Consider the following 19,296-nt stretch of genomic DNA (forward strand, 5'->3'; position numbering starts at 1 on the left):
GGAAGTCCACCTCGCTGGTCGAAGCCCCGGCTCTCCGGGGGCTCTGTGTCGGTTCTTCAGCTGTCCGGTCCGACGCTAGCGGCGGGGACCGACAATTCCAGGCGCGGCGCCCAATCTGTGGATCGCTGGACCCGATGTGGACAACACCTTAGACGAACACGTGTTCGAGGTCGGCAGCGACACACCCTTGCGCTAGGATTTTCGCCCGCCCGGGTCAGGACCCGTGCGTATCCGCCCAGGTCAGCGCCGTTCGAAGGGTACGTCGAAGGCGTCGCAGACCTCTTTCCAGACCTCTTTCGCCGGGATTCCCGCGGTCAGCGCCTGGTCGACGGTGCGCCCGCCGAGCCCGCTGAGGACGTGGTCCCTGGCCAGTACCTGGGCCCGCCCGGGGCCGAACTCCTCGGCCATCAGCCGCCGGAAAACCGTGATCCGCATTGAACCCACTCTAACCGCCGGGCACGAACGGTCCGTTCGCGCCCGCCGCCCGCCCTCCCGACCGGCCGGGACCCGCGCCGAACGCAGTGAATGACTCATTCCTGTCGTCCGGCGACACGACTCCGGCAAAGTCGCGGCGGTCCGGTACCCCAGGCCGGTCCCGTCGCTCGCGGCGTACTGAAGGGGACTTTCCTGTCATGTGATGCCAGGAAAGTCCCCTTCAGCACACCAGATGCCAGCAACGTCCCCTTCAGGTCGGCGGGACCCGCGACCTGGCCGGGACCCTGTCGTCCGGCGACGTGAATGAGTCATTCACGTCACCCTCACTCCCCCGGCTGGACGCTCGCCTCGAAGTAGTTCGCCAGCGTGTCCGGCGTGGTCACCTGGGCCTGGTCGCTCGAGTTCAGCTGGTAGATGAATCCCACCAGCGGCCGGTCCGACACCGCGAACACGAGCACCGCCGCCGTCTTGCCCGCCGCGGACGAGTAGTGGCCCTTGAGCCCGTTGCCGCCCCAGTCGGCCTCGGTGCGGTCGCCGCCCGCGGAGGCGAGCAGGCCGTCGGTGTACTCCTTGAGCGTGTCGGCGCTGTCGCCCTGGACGTAGGTCACCTGCGTGCCCGCGCGGCCCGGCGCCGAGCAGGTCGAGGCCACGCCGAGGCTCTTCGCCGGCGCCGCCGGGCCGTTGCCCATGCCCGGCTTGCAGTCGCCGGTGTCGGCGATCTTCCCGGCGAGCTGGCGCAGGCAGCCGGTGAGCCCCTTGCCGTCCGCCTGGCCCGGCGTCCTGCACTGGTCCGCGGTGTAGGTCGCCACCGAAGACGACGACGTCAGGAAGAAGGTCAGCCCCGCGGCGAGCACCACGACGACCGCGGCCGCGATCCCGATGAGCAGCTTCTTCTTCCCGCCGGACTTCGGCTCGCCCTTCTCGGCGGCCGAGGCGGCCGAGGCGGGCGAGTACGCGGGGAAGTTCGACGGCATCGGCTGCGGCCCGCTGGGCGGGAAGTAGCCCTGGTACTGCTGCGGCGGCGGGGGCGGCGGCGCGTACTGCGGGCGGTGCGGCCCGGTGCCGGCGGCCACCGCGCCTTCGACGTTCTGCGTCCGCGCGCCGAGGCCGTCGCGGGCGACGTGCTGGGCGCCCAGCGCCACCGCCGTCTCCGGCTGGTCCAGGCTGCCCGGCACGACGCCGAGCTTCTCCGCGATCATGGCGCCGACCAGCGGCAGCCGGCTCGACCCGCCGACCAGGTAGATGCCGGCCAGCCGGTCCGGGCTCAGCCCCGACGAGCGCAGCGTCCGCGACAGCAGCTCGACGCTGCGCAGCATCGCCGGCCGGACCAGGCCTTCCAGCTCACCGCGCGTCACCAGGACGTCCTTGAACGGCTCGGGCATCGGCACCTCGGTCTGCGGGTGCCGCGACAGCGCCTCCTTGGCCGCCTTGACGTCTTCCTGCAGCGCGCGCCGGGTGCGCCGGTCGCCCGTGGACTCGGGCCGCAGCAGCCGCTGCCAGCGCTGCGGGTCGGAGTGCGAGACCTCGCGCCCGACGTGCACCATCAGCGCCTGGTCGACGTCGAGGCCGCCGAGGTCGGGCAGGCCGTCCTCGGCGAGGACGGTGAAGCCGTTCTGCGTGGCGCCGACGACGGCGACGTCGAAGGTGCCCGCGCCGAGGTCGTAGACCGCGAGCGCCTGGCCGGGCGCGAGGGACTTGCCGGGGAACGACGCGAAGTGCGCCGCCGCGGCGACCGGCTCCGGCACCAGCAGGATGTTCTGGCCGACGCCGGCGAGCCGGGCGGCGGACATCAGGACGTTGCGGCGGGTCTGGCCCCACTGCGCGGGGTGGGTCAGCCGGACTTCGTCGGGCTGTTCGCCGCCGAGCTGGCGGGACGTCTCTTCGAGCACGCGGCGCAGGATGGCGGCCAGCGCGTCGGTCACCGGGACGACGTCGGTGCCGAGCAGCAGGGTCTGCTCGTCGATGCGGCGCTTGGGGTTCGGCTCGAAGCGCGTCGGGTCGAGGCGGGCGCGGCGCTCGGCGTCGCGCCCGACCATGATCGTGCCCTCTTCGGTGGCGAACACCGCCGAGGGCATGTTGGCCGAGCCGTCCACCTCGACGACCCGGGGCGGCATGCCGTGCGCCGAAAGGACGGCGACCGTGTTGGACGTCCCGAGGTCCACCGACAGGATCCGCACTGCACTCCCCTTCACGAAAAACCCGCCTTGACGGCGTTCGCCGTGATGCTGCCACGTGCGCGGTCACCGTGCGTGCAGACCCGGCAAAGTACCCCGCCGCTTGACGGAGAGGTGGATCACGAGGCACGATAGTTGCGCAGTTCGGTCATCCGAGTTGCATGAACCGCGCAAAGGAGCGTCAAGATGCCGAAGTTGCTCGTCCTCGGGGACGACCTCACGGGCAGCAACGCGACCGGAGCGCTGTATGCCCGCTTCGGGCTGCGCGCGGTGTCCGTCAACGCGCCGCTGGAGCCGGACGCGCCCTGCTTCCGCGAGGACAGCGGGATCGACGCGCTGGTGGTCAACTTGAGTACCCGGCACGCTCCGCCGTCACACGCCGGGCAGGCCGTCCGCCGCGCGATCGAACTCGCCGGGCCGGTCGAACTCACGGTGAAGCGCGTGGACACGACGCTGCGCGGCAACGTCGGCGTGGAGACCGAAGCCGTCCTGGCGTCGGCGCCCGCCGCCCGCGCGCTGGTCGTTCCCGCCTTCCCGGACGCCGGCCGGGTCACCCTCGGCGGCCTGCACCTGGTCGACGGCGTGCCACTGGCCGAAAGCCCCGCCGCGCGCGACCCGCTGGCGCCGGTCCGGTCCTCGCGGGTCCGCACCCTCCTCGGGCCGACGCGCCGCGATATCGCCGAACTGCCGCTGGACGTCGTCGAGGAGGGCGTGGACGCGGTCGAAGCCGCCCTGCGGTGCCCCGCCGGGCTCGTCGTCTGCGACGCCACGACGAACCGGCACCTCACCACCGTCGCCAAGGCCGCGGCCCGGCTGGCGGCCGAAGGCACGCGGTGGATCTCCGTCGACTCCGGGCCGTTCGGCGTCCGGCTGGCCGCGGCGCTGGGCCTCGCACCCGGCCACGACACGGTCCCGCCGGTGCTCGCGGTGGTCGGCAGCATCACCGGCCAGACCCACGACCAGCTGCTGGAAACCGAGCTGGTGCTGGACGCGCGGTACGTCGACGTCGCCGCGGACCGGCCCGATCCGCCGTCCATCGCCGACGAAGCCGGGAAGCTCCTGGCCGCCGGGCACCGGGTCGTCGGCATCCGCACCCGTGCCCCCGCGCCGGGCACCCCGATCGACCCGGCGGTCGCGGCGCGGATCCCGCCCGCGCTGGGCGAAGCGACCCGGCTGGTGCTCGGCGCGCACCGGATCGGCGGGCTCTACGCCACCGGCGGCGACATCGCCGTCGAGGTCACGCGGTCGCTCGGGGCCGAAGGCTTCGAGATCGACACCGAAGTCCTGCCACTGGCGGTGGCCGGACGGCTGTCCGGCGGGCCGTACGCGGGGCTGCCCTTCGCCACCAAAGGCGGGTTGATCGGCGGCCGCGACGCCGCCGTCGCCTGCCTGGAACACCTGAACCACGTGCTGGCCACCGGAAGGAAGAACCCGTGAGCGACCTCCCCCTCCTCGCCGTCACCCTCGGCGATCCCGTGGGCATCGGCCCGGAGATCACCCTGAAGACCCTGGCCGAGCCGGAGGCACTGCAGCTGGCGCGCGGGGTCGCGGTCGGCGACGCGCCGGTGCTCGACCGCGTCGCCCGGCACCTGGGCCTGTCCGTGGAGATCAACCCGATCGCCACGGTCGCCGACGCGCGCTTCACCCCCGGCGTGATCGACGTGCTCAACCTCGGCGTCGTCACCGAAGACCTGCCGTGGGGCGAGGTCAACGCGACCGCGGGGGCCGCCGCGGTCGGCGCGATCGAGGTCGCCACCCGGCTCGCGCTGGCCGGCGAGGTCGACGCGGTCGTGACCGCGCCGATCAACAAGGAGGCGATCTGGGCGGCCGGCTCCCGGCACCTCGGGCACACCGAGATGCTCGGCGAGCTGACCGGCTCGACCCGGTTCAACACGATGTTCTGGGTGTCCGGGCTGAAGATCTTCTTCGCCACGCGGCACCTTTCGCTGCGCGAGGCGCTCGACCGGATCACGCGGGAGAACATCGAGCACGCGATCCGCGAGGCCTACACCGCGCTCGAAGTGTTCGGCACGGAGAAACCGAGGCTCGCCGTGGCCGCGCTGAACCCGCACGGCGGGGAAAACGGCAAGTTCGGCGACGAGGAGATCGTCGCGATCGCGCCCGCGGTCGCCGCCGCGCGCGCCGCGGGGCTCGACGTGGTCGGCCCGATCCCGGCGGATTCCGTGTTCCACCAAGGGATCCAGGGCCGCTTCGACGGCGTGCTCTCGCTCTACCACGACCAGGGGCACATCGCGTCCAAGACCTACGACTTCGACGGCACCGTCTCGGTGACGGTCGGCCTGCCGATCCTGCGCACGTCCGTCGACCACGGCACGGCGTTCGACATCGCCGGCACGGGCCGGGCGTCGCACGGCACCATGCGCGCCGCGTTCAAGGCGGCGGCGACGCTGGCGCCGTACGCCCGGAAGCTGCCCGCGATCTACCCGCCGAGCGTCCGGTGATCCCCCGCAAGCGCTGGGCCTACGTCATCCCGGTCGCGGTGGTCATGTACATGCTGGCCTACCTCGACCGCACGAACGTCGCGGTGATCCTGCCCTACATCGGCGACGACTTCCCGTTGTCCGCCAGCGCGAAGGGGCTGGCGAGCGGCATCTTCTTCGTCGGCTACCTCGTCCTGCAGATCCCGGCGGCGGTGCTGGCGGCGAAGTGGAGCGCCCGCAAGACCGTGCTGATCCTGATGATCGCGTGGTCGATCGCGGCGGTGCTGTGCGGGCTGGTGCGGAACGAAACGCAGCTGCACCTGGCCCGGCTGCTGCTCGGGCTGTTCGAAGGCGGCGTGTGGCCCGCGGTGCTGATCCTGCTGGCGTCGTGGTTCCCGCAGGCGGAACGGGCCAGGGCGAACGCGCTGTGGATGACGTGCCTGCCGATCTCGGCGATCATCATGTCGCCGCTGTCCGGGCTGATGCTCGACCACATGTCGTGGCGCTGGGTGTTCGTGCTCCAGGGCCTGCCACCGCTGCTGTGGGCGGTCGTCTGGTGGTTCGCGGTGGCCGACCGGCCGGCCAAGGCCCGGTGGATCTCCGCCGAGGAGCGCGAGTACCTCGAAACGACCTTGAAGGCCGAAGAAGACGCGAAGCCCGCGTTCGCGAAGCAGGGTTACCGGCAAGCGCTGGCGAACCGGCAGGTGCTGCTGCTGATCGGCATCTATTTCTTCTGGATCACCGGCTTCTACGGGTTCAGCTTGTGGTTGCCGTCGGTGGTGAAGACGATGACGGGCGGTTCGGCCACCGCGGTCGGGTTCCTTTCGGCCGTGCCGTACGTCCTCGCACTGGCCGGGATGGTCGCGTGCGCGCACTGGTCGGACCGGACCGGCGACCGGCGGCTCGCGGTCACCCTGCCGCTGCTGGTGGCCATCGCCGGGCTCCTGGTGGGCAACCTCGTGCACTGGCCACCGGCCGTGCAGCTGATCCTGCTCTGCGTCGTGGCGACCGGCGTGTACATGCCGTACGGGCCGTTCTGGGCGATCCCCAGCCGGCTCCTCGGCATCGAGGTGGTCGCCGTGGCGATGGGCCTGATCAACGCCCTCGGCAACCTCGGCGGGTTCGCCGGTCCCTACCTGGTCGGCTGGCTCACCGACGTCACCGGCAGCGCCACCACCGGGTTCGTCGTGCTGGCCGCGTTCCTCGCCGTGGCCGCCGGGCTGGCGTTCTTCGGGCTGAAACCCGCGGTTGTGGAAGAGTCGGCGCATGTCCCAGCCGCGACCAGGCACCCGTGACCGGCGCGCGATGCTCCTGGAGGCCGTCCGCGACGGCTCCGGCGGCATCGCGGAGCTGGCCGCGGAGTTCGGTGTCTCCGAGTCGACGATCCGCCGCGACCTCGCCTCCCTCGCCGGGGCCGGGCACGTCGTCCGCACCTACGGCGGCGCGCTCGACACCGAACGCAGTCCCCGGGAAAAGGACCAGGAGCACGCGGCGGCCAAGGAGGCCATCGCCCGCGAGGCCGCCGCGCTGGTCGAGGACGGCGAGGTGGTGCTGCTCGACGCCGGCACGACCACCGGCAGGCTCGCCCGGCACCTCGCCCACCGGGAGGGGCTGACGGTGGTCACCAACGGCGTCACCGCCATCCGCGAGCTGGCCGGGTTCGCCGGGATCGACCTGATCGTCCTCGGCGGCCGGCTGCGGCACCCCAACGAAGCGATCCTGGGCGAGACCGTGCTGGCCCAGCTGCGGCACATCTCACCCGATCGGGTGTTCCTGGGCGCGGACGGCGTGGTCGACGGCCGGGGGCTGTGCTGTCCCTCACTCGAGCAGTCGGTGGTCAAGCACGCGATACTCCACGCGGGCGGCGAGGCGTACGTGCTGGCCGACCACTCCAAGCTGGACCAGGCCCCTTTTTCCTACTGGGCGCCGCTGGACCGCGACTACCGGCTGATCACCGACGAGCCGAAGGCCGACGTCACGTACCCGCAGTTCGCCGAGAGCGTGATCCTGGCCGGCGAGGCCGAAATTGTCGGGGGTGCCGCGCATCATGGACGGCGTGGCAGATGACGTGCTCGACCTCTTCTCCCCCGCGACCCGGGACTGGTTCGCGGGGGCCTTCGCCGCGCCCACCGCGGCGCAGGAAGGGGCCTGGCGGGCGGCGCACGCGGGTGAGCACGCCCTCGTCGTCGCGCCGACCGGGTCCGGCAAGACGCTGTCGGCGTTCCTCTGGGCGCTCGACCGGCTCTCGGTGGAGCCGCCGCCGGCGGAGGCCACCAAACGCTGCCGGATCCTCTACGTCTCGCCGCTGAAGGCGCTCGCCGTCGACGTCCAGCGGAACCTGCGCGCACCGCTCGCCGGCATCTCGCAGGCGTCCCGGCGGCTCGGGTTGCCGGTGCCGGAGATCGAAGTCGGCATGCGCACCGGCGACACGACCGCGGCCGAGCGCCGCTCGTTCGGCAAGACCCCGCCGGACGTGCTGGTGACCACGCCGGAGTCGCTGTTCCTCATCCTCACGTCCTCGGCGCGGGAGTCGCTGCGCGGCGTCGAGACCGTGATCGTCGACGAGGTGCACGCGGTCGCCGGCGGCAAGCGCGGCGCGCACCTCGCGCTCTCGCTGGAGCGGCTGGACTCCCTCCTCCCCAAGCCCGCGCAGCGGATCGGCCTGTCGGCGACGGTCCGCCCGGTCGACGAGGTGAGCGCGTTCCTGGCCGGCGGCCGCCCGGTGCGGGTGGTCCAGCCGAAGCTGGCGAAGACCATCGAGGTCCGCGTCGAGGTCCCGGTCGAGGACATGAGCAACCTCGACGCGCCCCGCCGCGGCCCGGCGCCCAGCCCGCTCGACGAGCTGGAGTCGCTCGGGTCGCTCGAGTCGTTGGAGTCGCTGACCGAGGCGTTCCCGCCGGGTGACGTCGCACCCGGTGGCATCGGCACGCTGGAGGAGATCGCCGGCAACCCGGTGCAGCGGCCGTCGATCTGGCCGGCCGTCGAGGAGCGGGTGCTGAGCCTGATCCAGGACCACCGCTCGACGATCGTGTTCGCCAACTCCCGGCGGCTCACCGAGCGGATGACGGCCCGGCTCAACGAACTGGCCGCCGAGCAGACGGAGCTGACCCCGGCCGACACGTTCCCGGCCGAAGCCGTCGGGCAGTCCGGGGTGAGCACCGGCGCGCCGCCGGTCATCGCGCGGGCGCACCACGGGTCGATGTCGCGGGAGCAGCGCACGCACGTCGAGGAGGACCTCAAGTCCGGGCGGCTGCCGTGCGTGGTGGCGACGTCGTCGCTGGAGCTGGGCATCGACATGGGCGCGGTCGACCTGGTGGTGCAGATCGAGGCGCCGCCCACGGTGGCGTCCGGGCTGCAGCGCGTCGGCCGGGCCGGGCACCAGGTCGGCGCGGTGTCGTCCGGGGTGATGTTCCCGAAGTTCCGCGGCGACCTCGTCTCGTGCGCGGTGGTGGCGGAGCGGATGGCGAGCGGCGCGATCGAGGCGGTCCGCTACCCCCGCAACCCGCTCGACGTCCTCGCGCAGCACGTCGTGGCCATGGTGGCGCTGGAACCGTGGACGGTGGCGGACCTGGCGTCGCTGGTGCGGCGAGCGGCGCCGTTCGCGTCGCTGCCGGACGACGCGCTGCACGCGGTGCTCGACATGCTCGCGGGCCGGTACCCGAGCGAGGAGTTCGGCGAACTGCGGGCGCGGATCACCTGGGACCGCATCAGCGGCGAGCTGCGCGGGCGGCCCGGTTCGCAGCGGCTGGCCGTGACCTCGGGCGGCACCATCCCGGACCGCGGCCTGTTCACCGTGATGACGCCGGGCGCGGACGACAAGCCCGGTTCGCGCGTCGGCGAGTTCGACGAGGAGATGGTGTACGAGTCGCGCGTCGGCGACACCATCCTGCTCGGCACGTCGTCGTGGCGGATCACCGACATCACGCACGACCGGGTCATCGTGGTGCCCGCGCCCGGTGAGCCGGCGCGGATGCCGTTCTGGAAGGGCGACGCGCCGGGGCGTCCGCTGGAACTCGGCCGGGCGCTGGGGAAGTTCGTCCGCGAACTGTCCACATCGGACGACCAGAAGGCCAGGGACCGGGCCGCCGCGGCGGGGCTGGACCAGCGGGCGTCGGACAACCTGCTCGCCTACCTGGCCGAGCAGAAGTCCGCGACCCGGCACGTGCCGAACGACCGGACGCTCCTGCTGGAGCGCTACCGCGACGAGCTGGGTGACTGGCGGATCATCCTGCACTCGCCGTTCGGCGCGCAGGTGAACGCGCCGTGGGCGCTCGCGATCGCGGCGCGGCTGCGGGAAAACCGCGGGGTCGACGCGCAGGTGGCGCACTCCGACGACGGCATCGTCCTGCGCCTGCCGGACGCGCTGGATTCCGAGGGCGGCGACGTCACCATCGGCGCCGACGACGTGCTGCTCGATCCCGAAGAGGTGGAGCAGCTCATCGTCGCCGAAGTCGGCGGCTCGGCGGTGTTCGCGGCCCGCTTCCGGGAATGCGCGGCGCGGTCGCTGCTGCTGCCCCGCCGGGACCCGCGGCGCCGTACTCCCCTGTGGCAGCAACGGCAACGCGCGTCGCAGCTGCTTTCGGTGGCGGCGAAGTACGAACGGTTCCCGGTCGTGCTGGAGGCGATGCGGGAAGTCCTGCAGGACGTCTACGACGTGAGCGGCCTGCGGGAGCTGATGGCCGACGTCCGCGCGCGCAAGGTCCGGCTGGTGGAGGTCGAGACGCCGGCCGCGTCGCCGTTCGCGCGCAGCCTGCTCTTCGGCTACGTCGGGATGTTCCTGTACGAGACCGACGCACCGCTGGCCGAACGGCGGGCGGCGGCGCTGTCGCTGGATTCGGCGCTGCTCGCCGAACTCCTCGGCACCGAAGCGATCCGCGAACTGCTCGACCCGGAAGCCGTGCGCGAGGTGGAACGGTCGCTGCAGCGGCTCGAACCCGACCGGCACGCGCGGTCGGCCGAGGACGCCGCGGACCTGTTGCGGTTCCTCGGCGACCTGACCGTCGAGGAGGCCGCCGAACGCGGGATCCAGGCGGAGTGGCTCACCGAACTGGAAGCGGCGCGGCGGGCGATCCGGGTGCGGATCGGCGGCGAGGAACGGTTCCTGGCGATCGAGGACTCGGGCAAGGTGCGGGACGCGCTGGGCACGGCGCTGCCGGTCGGCGTGCCCGAGGCGTTCACCGAACCGGTCGCGGACCCGCTCGGCGACCTGCTGTCGCGCTACGCCCGCAGCCGCGGGCCGTTCGCCGCGGCGGACGCGGCGAAGCGGTTCGGGCTGGGCCTGGCCGTCGTCACCGGCGTCCTCGACCGGATGACCGGGGAAGGCCGCCTGGTGCGCGGCGAGCTGAGCCCGGTCGGCCATCCCGATACCCACGGGGTCGGGATCGAGTACTGCGATTCGGCGGTCCTGCGCCGGCTGCGGCGGGCTTCGCTGGCGAAGCTGCGGGCGGAGGTCGAGCCGGTCGAACCGGCGGCGCTGGGCCGGTTCCTGCCCGCGTGGCACGGGTTCGGCGGCCGCGTCCGGGCGGCGCCGACGGCGGACGACGTGCTGTCGGTGGTCGAGCAGCTCGCCGGGGCGCCGTTGCCGGCGAGCGCGGTGGAGTCGCTGATCCTGCCCGGCCGGCTGCCGGGTTACTCCCCCGCGCTGCTGGACGAGCTGACGACGGCGGGCGAGGTCACCTGGGCGGGCTGCGGCGCGCTGTCCGGCGGGGACGGCTGGATCGCCCTCGCTCCCACGGACGTCGCCGACCTGCTGCTGCCCGAGGTCGTCGAAGACATCCCGACCGGGCCGCTGCACGACGCGATCGTGTCCACTTTGGAGGGTGGCGCGCTGTTCTTCCGCCAGCTGGTGGACCGCGCGACCGTGCTGGTCGAGAAGGCACCGAGTGACGCCGAAGTCGTGGCGGCGCTGTGGGACCTGGTGTGGGCGGGGCTGGTCACGGGCGACACGCTGGGCCCGCTGCGGGCCCAGGTCGCCGGGCACGGCGCGCACAAACCCCGGCGCCAGGCGCCCCGCGGCCGGTACGCGCGGTTGCGGGCCGGGCGGCCGCAGATGCCGTCGCGGTCCGGGCCGCCGACCGTGGCGGGCCGGTGGGCGCTGACCCCGCCGCGCGAAACCGACGCGACCCGCCGGGCCCACGCCCGCACGGAGGCGTTCCTGGAGCGCCACGGCGTCCTGACCCGCGGCGCACTCGACACCGAACGCGTCACCGGCGGGTTCTCGGGGATCTACAAGGTCCTGCGCGGCATGGAGGACACGGGCCAGGTGATCCGCGGCTACGTCGTGGAGGGCCTCGGCGCGGCCCAGTTCGCGGCGAAGGGCGCGGTGGACCGCCTGCGCGCCGTGTCCGGCCCGGGCCGCCCGGCCCCCGGCCGCGCGGTGGTGCTGGCCGCGGCGGACCCGGCCCAGCCCTACGGCGCCGCCCTCCCCTGGCCGGCGGCGACGGGCGACACGAAACACCGTCCCGCCCGCAAGGCCGGAGCACTGGCGGTCCTGGTGGACGGGGTCCCGGCCCTGTACGTCGAGCGAGGAGGCCGCTCACTGCTGAGCTTCACGGAGGAACGAAAACCCTTGTCGGACGCGGCCCAGGCACTGTCGGCGGCGGTCCGCGAGGGCTGGCTGGGCCAGCTGTCCGTCCAGCGCGCGGACGGCGAGCAAGCCCTCACCTCGGAGCTGGCGGAAGTGCTGCGGGAAGCGGGTTTCCGGGCGACACCGTCGGGCCTGCGCCTACGAGCCTGAGGAGGGAAAGGATCGGCGCCCGGGTGGCGGTGCGCGAGGCACACCGCAGGCATCCGCGACCCCGCCGCGGGCTGCCCTAAGCTGCCAGTCCGACACCGCACGAAGGATGTTCTGCTCATGGCGATGCGCGAACTGCGCTATTTCGGCGACCCGATCCTCAAGTCCGTCTGCGATCCGGTCACCGTGTTCGACGAAAAGCTCGAAGCGCTCGTGCGGGACCTGGTCGACTCGGTCAAACCCGCCGGGCGGGCCGGGCTGGCCGCGCCGCAGATCGGCGTCGGGTTGCGGGTTTTCAGCTATGACGTCGCCGGCCTCACCGGGTACGTCGTCAACCCCGAGATCGTCGAGCTCTCCGAGGAGACGCACGAAATCGGCGAAGGCTGCCTTTCCGTGCCGGAGCTGTGGTTCCCCACCCGGCGCGCCAAGCACGCCAAGGTCCGGGGCGTCGACGTCCACAACGAGCCCATCGAGGTCGAAGGAGAAGACGTGCTCGCCCAGTGTCTCCAGCACGAAACCGATCACCTCGACGGCGTCCTCTACCTCGACCGGCTCACCGCCGAGCGCAAGAAGTCCGCCCTGCGCGAGGCGCGGGACAAAGACTGGTTCTGGAAGCGCTAGGCAGGCAGGAAGAGCCGCAGCTTGGCGCCGTCCTCGACGGCTCGTTCCGTCCGCAGGCCGGCCCGGGCCGCCGTGCGGGGCAGGACGTCGTCGCCGGTCAGGCAGTCCGCCGACAGCTCCGTGATGCCCTGGGTCTCCGCGAGGACCGCGAGCCGAGCCAGCAGTGCCGTGCCGATGCCCTGCTGCTGCCAGTCGTCCTCCACCAGCAGGGAGATCTCGGCGGTCCCCGACGCGGCCGGGATGAGCTGGGCCAGGCCGATCACCTCGCGGCCGAACACCGCCAGCACGCTGGTTCCGCGCGGGGGCACCAGCAGCCGGTGCAGCCAGCGGCGCGGGACCGTCCGCACGCCCGAGTGGTAGCGCCGGAAGAGCGTCGCCATCGAGCAGCGGCGGTGCAGGTCGGCCACCGCGTCGGCGTCGCCGGGGACGCCTTTGCGCAGGACGATCGCGGCGCCGTCGGGGCGGTCGAGCACGACCGGGCCGGACGCGTTCCGGGCCGCCGCCGTGAGCAGCGCCACCAGCGCTCCGGCGCGGGTCAGCTCCAGCTGCACGAACGGCGCCCAACGACGGCGCGCCACCAGCGCGCGGTCGCCGGCCAGCGCGAACACCGCCCGGTGCCCGCTCTCGGTGCGAGCCGGGTTCGCCTCGGTGGCGGGGACCAGCGTGACGACGTCCGCGGCGAGGACGTCCTTCAGCACTTCGGCGAGGCGGCCCGGGTCGTCGACGGCGCGGCGGGCCGCCAGCAGCGTCGACGCGGACGGGTCGACCAGCTCGCGGACGTCGGCGTCGATGATCGCGGTGCATTCGCAGCCCTCGGCGCGGATGGCTTCGACCAGGCGCCGCCGGGGCAGGCCGGTCGCGGGGCGCAGCACGATCTCGTCGAGCACGCCGCCGGGCACCGGCAGCACGCTCAGGCCGAGGATGTTGCACTCCAGGTCGGCGAGCCGGATGGCGAGGCGGGCCAGGGTGCCCGGGTGGTCGTGCATCCGGACCCGCACCCGCCACGCCGACGCGCCGGCGGGCTCCTCGACGGCGGCCGTCCGATCCGGCTGGGGCAACGCTCTGGAGGTCTCCATGCCCCCACGGTCCCCGGTGGTTGTTGCCGCCCCAGGACGCCGGTGTTTCGCGCAGGTCAGCGTTCGACGCCACCCGGCAACCCCGGCGAAACACTCGCCAGCCAGGACCGCAGCTCGGTCGCCAGCGCGACCGGGGCGTCCAGCTGGACCAGGTGGCCGGCGTCGCGGATCGGGGTGAACTTCGCGCCGGGGATGCCCGCGGCGAGCCGCTCGCCGATGTCGATCGGGATCCACGTGTCTTCGGTGCCCCACAGGACGTGCACGGGCACGTCGACCCGGCTCAGCCGCTTGTCGTTCTCGGCCAGGTAGCTCTCGTCGTACGCCGCGATCTGGCGGTAGAGCGCCGGCTGGCCCTCGTCGCCGAGCCACGGGGCGGCGAGCTCGTCGACGTCGGCTTCCCGCAGCCCGCGGTGGCTCGCGTTGGCGACGTAGGCCCGGACCAGCGCCTCGTGGATGTACGCCGGCACCCGCGCGAGCACGTCGGGGTGCTCCTTGACGAGCTGGAAGAACGGCGAGCCCGACGGCGGGATCACCACGGCGTCGGCCAGCAGCAGCGACGCGTAGGGCACGCCGTGGAACAGGTGGGCGCGCAGCGAGACCGCGCCGCCGTAGTCGTGGGCGACGACGTGCGGCCGGTCGAGCTCCCAGTGCGCGAGCAGCGCTTGGAACGCTTCGGCTTGGACGTCGAAGCCGACCGGGTGGCCCGCGTCCTTCGAAGACCGGCCGTAGCCGGGCATGTCCCAGAGGTAGACGGTGAAGTCGCTGCTCAGCGCCTCGGCGAAGGGCCGCCACAGCCACGACGACCACGGCGTGCCGTGGCAGAACACCACCGGGGCCCGGAGCCGGCGCTGTCCCAGGCGATCCGGCGCCCCTGCCAGTCGAAGGTCTCCATGCCCTCCAAGCTAGGTCAGCGCGGGGTGAGCACGCAGAACTCGTTGCCCTCCGGATCGGTCAGCACCCGCCACGGCAGCGCCGGGCCGCCCAGGTCCGCCGGCGCCGCACCGGCCGCGACGACCTCCGTCACCGCCGCGGCGTGGTCCGCGCCCGCCGGCGGCGCGACGTCGAGGTGGACCCGGTTCTTGCCGCGCTTGACGTCGCCGGTGCGGAGGAACTCCAGCCACGGCCCGCGTTCCGACGGCGCGCGCAGCCCGACCAGGACGTCACCTTCGCGGGATTGGACCGGCCACCCCGTGATCCCCGTCCAGAACGCCGCCAGCTGCTCCGGATCGTGGGCGTCAACCACGATCGACGCCACCGCGTCAGTGCCGGTGTAGCGCTCCCGCGGCTCGAGGACGCAGAACTCGTTGCCTTCCGGATCCGCCAGCACGACCCACGGCACCGCGCCCTGGCCGAGGTCGACCCGGTCACCGCCGAGCTCGAGGGCCCGGGCCACCAGCTCGGCCTGGTGCTCGGGGGTCCGGCTCGCCAGGTCCAGGTGGATCCGGTTCTTCACCACCTTGGGGTCCGGGACCGGGACGAAGACGAGGTCCAGGTCCCAGCCGTCGGTTTCCGGGGCGCGCACGTCGACTTCGCCGAGCTCTTCGGCGACGGCACGCCAGCCGAGCAGCGCGGCCCAGAAGTCCGCCAGGACCTCCGGCCGCGCCGCGTCGATCACCAGGTTCACCAGGCGTGTGTTCATGCGGCGCAGGCTAACCGCCACCCCCGACAGTTCCGGTTCGGCTTCCCCACCGGCCGGTTCATCGGGTCGCGAGCCGCAGCAGCGCCCAGAGCTGGGCCGCCTGGTCGTGCACGCCGCGCACGGTCACCGAGGTCAGGGACGCGCGGCCCCAGAGCCACAGGTAGACCTGCGCGGGCTTCGCCGTGACGACGTCGTCCGCGGCCTCGGCCTCCTCGGCCGAACAGCGCCAGGCCTCGGTGATTTCGGGTCCGGCGCGCGCGATCCAGCTGTGCGCGCCGGTGCGCACGCCGACCGAACCCGCTTTCGTGCCGGTGAGCCCGAGCATCGGCAGCTTCTGGCCGAACCACAGGGTGAGCGCCTCGTCGATGCCGTCGATCGCCAGGTCGTCGGCCACGCCACGCGGCTCGGAGCCCGCCGCCTGTTCGACGTCGACGCGGTGGATCAGCGTCTCGTGCAGCATCCGGCGCCGCCAGAACCCGTAGGTCGGGTCCGCCGGCCACCAGGTGTCGGCGCGCTCGTCAGGCTCGTGGGCGGCGAGCTCGTCGAGCAGCTCGGCCAGGCCCGTCTCGAGGAACTCGTGCAGCGGCTGGCCGGGTTCGGGATCGCGCGGCCAGTCTTCGGGGCTGCGGCCCTCCGCGAGCCGGCGCCGGACCATCCGGTAGAGGCTCCCGACGTGCCGCGCCACCTCGCCGATCGACCAGCCGGGGCAGGCGGGCACCGGCGCTTCGAGCGGAGCGGCGTGCACGGCCTCGGCGAGCACGCGGCCTTCGATCCCCAGCGCCGTGAGCAGCCGCCCCTGGTCGACCGGGCCGTGCTCACGCGACATGGGCTTCCCCGCTGATCGGCAGGCCGTGCACCAGCCGGCGGACGAGCTCCAGGAACAGCCCGGCCACGCGCACCAGCTGCGCGGCCGACTCCCCGGTGACCTTGCCGGTGATCCCGGCCTGCGCGGCGGCGCGAGTCGCGGAGTTGCCCGCGAAGAACGCGGACCACTCGCGCAGCTCGGGCGCGACGGAGTCGAGCAGGACCCAGCTGCTGGCCGGCCGAGCCCGCCCCCGATGCGGCCGCCCCCGAGCCTCGAGCACGGCGGCAGCCCCACGCAGAGCGGCGAGGTAGGCCCCGATGAACCGCTCGGCGGCGGTGGTCTCCCGCTCGGCCTCGGCCAGCCCACGCCGAGCTTGCGCAAGGAGAGCGGCCGCGGCGGGCGGGGCCGGCGGGCGGAGGGACATGGGCAGCTGGGACTGATCGGAACCGGCGGCCGGACTCAGCGCCACGGCCTGCGGCCGGGCGGCGCTGGTCGCCGGCGGGTTCGCGGCAGGCGGGCGGAGGGGCATCGGCAAGCCAGCGACGGCCGCGGGCGGAGCCTCGGCCGAGCCAGCGTTGGTGGCGGCCGGTCGCGGGGTGTCGGCCGACGGGGCCGGCTGCGGCAAGTCAGCAATCGTGGCGGCCGGGTGAGGGACATCGGCGGGGGCAGCCACCACGGGCGGGTCAGCAGCGGTGGCCGGCTGCGGGGCGTCGGCCACGGCAGCTGCAACCGGCACGTCAGCGGTCGCGCCAGCCGAGCGCGGGGCGTCGGCCGACCGCGACGACTCCACCGCCGCCGGAGCAGCCGCAGTCGCAGCCACCTGCTCCGACGGGGGCGGTGTCATCGGCAGCTCGGGCTGGCCCAGCTCCGCGGCCGAAACCGGCGGGGTCGGGCGAGGGCGGCGGGGGCGGCCGTGGTGGGTGCCGGCCGCCGCCGGGGTTACCGGGGGGCGCAGCGACATGGGCAGCTGGGGCTGCCCGGGGTCCGTGGGGGACACGACCTTGACGGACATGGCGACCCTCCTCCTGCGCGGCGTGAGCTCGATCCGGTACCCGGCGCCGAGACGCTTCCCCCGTCCCGGGGCCGGGCACCTGACCGGTGCGCGCTCACCAGATGTCGAACGTCTGTTCGAACAATTTCCAGAGTAACCCCCGACCGGGCATCCGCTCAACCCCAGGGGTGGAATCCCCCGGGACACCAGGTCGGCGGCGTGATCTCATAGGCCCATGAGTTCGCTGGACCACCCCGCCGTCGCCAAGGTGGCGGCCGCGCTGGCCGAAGCCGGGCAGCACACCGCCGCCGAAGGCATCCGCGTCCTGGCCGCCGAGGTGCGGACCGCCGCCCAGGCGGCCGAAGCACTCGGTGTGCCCGTCGGCGCCATCGCCAACAGCCTCATCTTCCGCCTGGGGTCCGACAAAAACGCGCTCCTCGCGCTGACCTCCGGTGCCCACCGCGCGGATCCGGCCACCCTCGCGCGGCTGGCCGGCGGCGAAATCGGCAAGGCCGACGCCGACTTCGTGCGGGCGCACACCGGGCAGCCGATCGGCGGCGTCGCCCCCGTCGGGCACCCGCGGCCGCTGCCGACGCTGGTGGACACCGCGCTGCGCGCCCACGACGTCGTGTGGGCCGCCGCCGGGCACCCCAAGACCGTCTACCCCACCACGTTCGCGGACCTCGTGGCGTTGACCGGGGGCACCCCCGGCGCGCTCAGCGGCGCGGAGGAAGATGGATCGCTGTGACCGCGATGCCCGCCGGCTGCTCCCGCTACGTCCAGCTCTCGACGGACGAGTTCCGCGCACGCCTGCCCGAAGCGCTCGACATCTACGTGCGGGCGATGCGCTACCCGGCGGGCACCGCCGAACAACGGGCGCCGATGTGGCTCACCCACGCGCTGCGCGAGGGCTGGCGCTGCATGGCCGCGCTCGACGCCGACGACGTCCTGCTCGGGCTGGCCTACGGCTACCGCGGCCGGGCCGGGCAGTGGTGGCACGAGCAGGTGCGCCACGGCCTGAGCCGCCGGTTCGGGCCCGCCGAGGCCGACCGCTGGCTGGCCGACTACTTCGAGCTGACCGAGATCCACGTCAAGCCGGAGAACCAGGGGCACCAGATCGGCGAGGACCTGCTGCGCGCCCTCCTCGACGGCGTGCCGAGCGCGAACGTGCTGCTCTCCACGCCGGAGGGCACCAGCCGGGCGTGGAAGCTCTACCGCCGGACCGGGTTCGTCGACGTCCTGCGCGACTACCACTTCGCCGGTGACCCGCGGCCGTTCGCGATCCTCGGGCGGGCGCTGCCCCTCGAGGATCGCCGAGGGGCAGCGCCGGAGGTTCACCGCGGTTCGGGCCGCCAGTAGCCGACCACCAGCGCGGCGACCAGCACGGCCGCGCCGCACCACGCCGTGCCGCTCAGCCGTTCCCCGAGCAGCACCGCGGACAGCACGGCCGCCGTCAACGGCTCCAGCACCGCCGACAGCGCGCCCAGCACCGGGTGCGCGCCGGTCAGGCCGCGCAGGTACGCGGTGTAGGCGAGCGCGGTCGGGACGACGCCGAGGTAGCAGGCCACCAGGAGGACGTCCGCGTGCAGCGGCAGCGCCATCCCGGTCCAGCTCACGACCGGCGTGAGCAGCAGACCGCCGGCCAGGCCGCCGAACGCCGTCGTGGGCAGTGGCTCGAGGCCCTCGACCGGCTTCGCGGTGAGCAGCGTCAACGCCGCGAAGCCCGCCGCGGCCAGCAGCGCGAAGCCGAGGCCGCCGAGCGTGGCCACCGCGTCGGGTGACCAGCGGAGCAGCACCAGGCCGGCGAGCGTGCCCGCCACGGACACCAGCGTCCAGCCGCGGGGTTTCCGCGTACCGGCGAGGGTGACCACGACGGGCGCGGCGCCGATCGTGGTCATGGTCGCGATGCTGACCGAGCTCAGCGATACCGCGGCGAAGTAGCTCGCTTGGAACAGCGCGAACAGCCCGCCGACGGCGAGAACGCGGTTGACCGCGCCGGCCGTCCGCGGGAAGGTGCCGCCCTTCACCAGGACGAACAGGGTGGCGACCCCGCCGCCGACGAGCAGCCGGTAAGCGGCGACGGCGAGCGGGTGGAGGCCAGCGAGGTCGCCGAGCAGCGAACCGGCGAGGCCGCCGGTGCCCCAGAGGACACCGGCGAGGACGAGCGCGGCCGAGGAACGGGCGCGCGTGGGTACAGACACCAAGGGAAACGCTCCTGCGTCGAAGGAAAGGGAGATCGACGACGCGGGGCGGTGCGCAAGACGAAGCGGCCGCGGGCGCTCAGGCCACGCGGCGAGGGACCACCCCGCTCAGGCGCGGGGCGGTGGGGTGACGAGGAAGATCCGGTGCACGGGGCGAACCTAACGGGGAAAAACGAAGCG

The 19,296-nt window shown here is 73.6% G+C and carries 16 protein-coding genes; 8 read left to right on the forward strand and 8 right to left on the reverse strand.

Translation table 11 applies throughout. The annotated features are described in order from the left end of the window. Positions 1-240: 240 nt before the first annotated feature. Both SD460_RS38345 and SD460_RS38350 read right to left on the reverse strand, forming a co-directional pair. Positions 241-435, reverse strand: coding sequence for a DUF3046 domain-containing protein (locus SD460_RS38345; RefSeq protein ID WP_290060981.1), 195 nt, complete (start codon positions 433-435; stop codon positions 241-243). A gap of 323 nt (positions 436-758) precedes the next feature. Further along, on the reverse strand, positions 759-2,612 hold the full coding sequence (locus SD460_RS38350) for an Hsp70 family protein (protein ID WP_318307454.1): 1,854 nt from the start codon (positions 2,610-2,612) through the stop codon (positions 759-761). A 183-nt stretch (positions 2,613-2,795) separates the two neighbouring features. Between SD460_RS38350 and SD460_RS38355 the strand changes: the two genes are divergently transcribed. The 6 genes from SD460_RS38355 to def all read left to right on the forward strand — a co-directional run bounded on the left by SD460_RS38355 (position 2,796) and on the right by def (position 12,404). Then, the gene (locus SD460_RS38355; protein WP_318307455.1) at positions 2,796-4,046 is read left to right on the forward strand and encodes a four-carbon acid sugar kinase family protein; all 1,251 of its coding nucleotides are present in this window, start codon (positions 2,796-2,798) and stop codon (positions 4,044-4,046) included. After that, positions 4,043-5,071, forward strand: a complete 1,029-nt coding sequence (gene pdxA / locus SD460_RS38360) for a 4-hydroxythreonine-4-phosphate dehydrogenase PdxA (RefSeq protein ID WP_290052387.1) — start codon at positions 4,043-4,045, stop codon at positions 5,069-5,071. Before SD460_RS38355 ends, pdxA begins: the two co-directional genes overlap by 4 nt. Next, on the forward strand, positions 5,068-6,345 hold the full coding sequence (locus SD460_RS38365) for an MFS transporter (RefSeq protein WP_290052388.1): 1,278 nt from the start codon (positions 5,068-5,070) through the stop codon (positions 6,343-6,345). The genes pdxA and SD460_RS38365 overlap by 4 nt, the downstream gene beginning before the upstream one ends. After that, the gene (locus tag SD460_RS38370) at positions 6,317-7,117 is read left to right on the forward strand and encodes a DeoR/GlpR family DNA-binding transcription regulator (protein ID WP_290052390.1); all 801 of its coding nucleotides are present in this window, start codon (positions 6,317-6,319) and stop codon (positions 7,115-7,117) included. Before SD460_RS38365 ends, SD460_RS38370 begins: the two co-directional genes overlap by 29 nt. Further along, positions 7,098-11,786 carry a DEAD/DEAH box helicase gene (locus tag SD460_RS38375; protein ID WP_318307456.1) on the forward strand — a complete coding sequence of 1,563 codons (4,689 nt, stop codon included), beginning with the start codon at positions 7,098-7,100 and terminating at the stop codon, positions 11,784-11,786. Before SD460_RS38370 ends, SD460_RS38375 begins: the two co-directional genes overlap by 20 nt. Before the next feature lie 117 nt (positions 11,787-11,903). After that, a complete protein-coding gene (def, locus tag SD460_RS38380) occupies positions 11,904-12,404 on the forward strand; it encodes a peptide deformylase (protein WP_290052393.1) in 501 nt (166 codons plus the stop codon). Here def and SD460_RS38385 read toward each other — a convergent pair. The 5 genes from SD460_RS38385 to SD460_RS38405 form a co-directional block, all read right to left on the reverse strand. Next, positions 12,401-13,462: a GNAT family N-acetyltransferase gene (locus tag SD460_RS38385; protein ID WP_318307686.1), complete on the reverse strand. Its 1,062-nt coding sequence runs from the start codon at positions 13,460-13,462 to the stop codon at positions 12,401-12,403. The two genes, def and SD460_RS38385, sit on opposite strands and share 4 nt — an antisense overlap. A 74-nt stretch (positions 13,463-13,536) precedes the next feature. Beyond that, positions 13,537-14,310 (reverse strand): alpha/beta fold hydrolase, encoded by a 774-nt coding sequence (locus tag SD460_RS38390; RefSeq protein WP_290052394.1) that lies wholly within the window; start codon positions 14,308-14,310, stop codon positions 13,537-13,539. 77 nt (positions 14,311-14,387) lie between these two features. Next, on the reverse strand, positions 14,388-15,119 hold the full coding sequence (locus tag SD460_RS38395; RefSeq protein ID WP_290052396.1) for a VOC family protein: 732 nt from the start codon (positions 15,117-15,119) through the stop codon (positions 14,388-14,390). A 58-nt stretch (positions 15,120-15,177) separates the two neighbouring features. Next, entirely contained in the window at positions 15,178-15,945 is a 768-nt protein-coding gene (locus SD460_RS38400; RefSeq protein ID WP_290052398.1) for a maleylpyruvate isomerase family mycothiol-dependent enzyme, read from the reverse strand. Beyond that, the gene (locus SD460_RS38405) at positions 15,935-16,348 is read right to left on the reverse strand and encodes an SAV_6107 family HEPN domain-containing protein (RefSeq protein ID WP_290052399.1); all 414 of its coding nucleotides are present in this window, start codon (positions 16,346-16,348) and stop codon (positions 15,935-15,937) included. Before SD460_RS38405 ends, SD460_RS38400 begins: the two co-directional genes overlap by 11 nt. A gap of 802 nt (positions 16,349-17,150) precedes the next feature. Here SD460_RS38405 and SD460_RS38410 point away from each other — a divergent pair. Beyond that, positions 17,151-17,663 carry a YbaK/EbsC family protein gene (locus SD460_RS38410; RefSeq protein ID WP_318307457.1) on the forward strand — a complete coding sequence of 171 codons (513 nt, stop codon included), beginning with the start codon at positions 17,151-17,153 and terminating at the stop codon, positions 17,661-17,663. After that, positions 17,660-18,274 carry a GNAT family N-acetyltransferase gene (locus SD460_RS38415; protein ID WP_318307458.1) on the forward strand — a complete coding sequence of 205 codons (615 nt, stop codon included), beginning with the start codon at positions 17,660-17,662 and terminating at the stop codon, positions 18,272-18,274. The genes SD460_RS38410 and SD460_RS38415 overlap by 4 nt, the downstream gene beginning before the upstream one ends. On the opposite strand, the gene SD460_RS38420 is transcribed toward SD460_RS38415, so the two are convergent. After that, positions 18,250-19,119: a DMT family transporter gene (locus SD460_RS38420; RefSeq protein WP_438860863.1), complete on the reverse strand. Its 870-nt coding sequence runs from the start codon at positions 19,117-19,119 to the stop codon at positions 18,250-18,252. The genes SD460_RS38415 and SD460_RS38420 overlap by 25 nt on opposite strands. Positions 19,120-19,296: the final 177 nt, after the last annotated feature.

Source organism: Amycolatopsis solani (genome assembly GCF_033441515.1).
Classification (GTDB): domain Bacteria; phylum Actinomycetota; class Actinomycetes; order Mycobacteriales; family Pseudonocardiaceae; genus Amycolatopsis; species Amycolatopsis solani.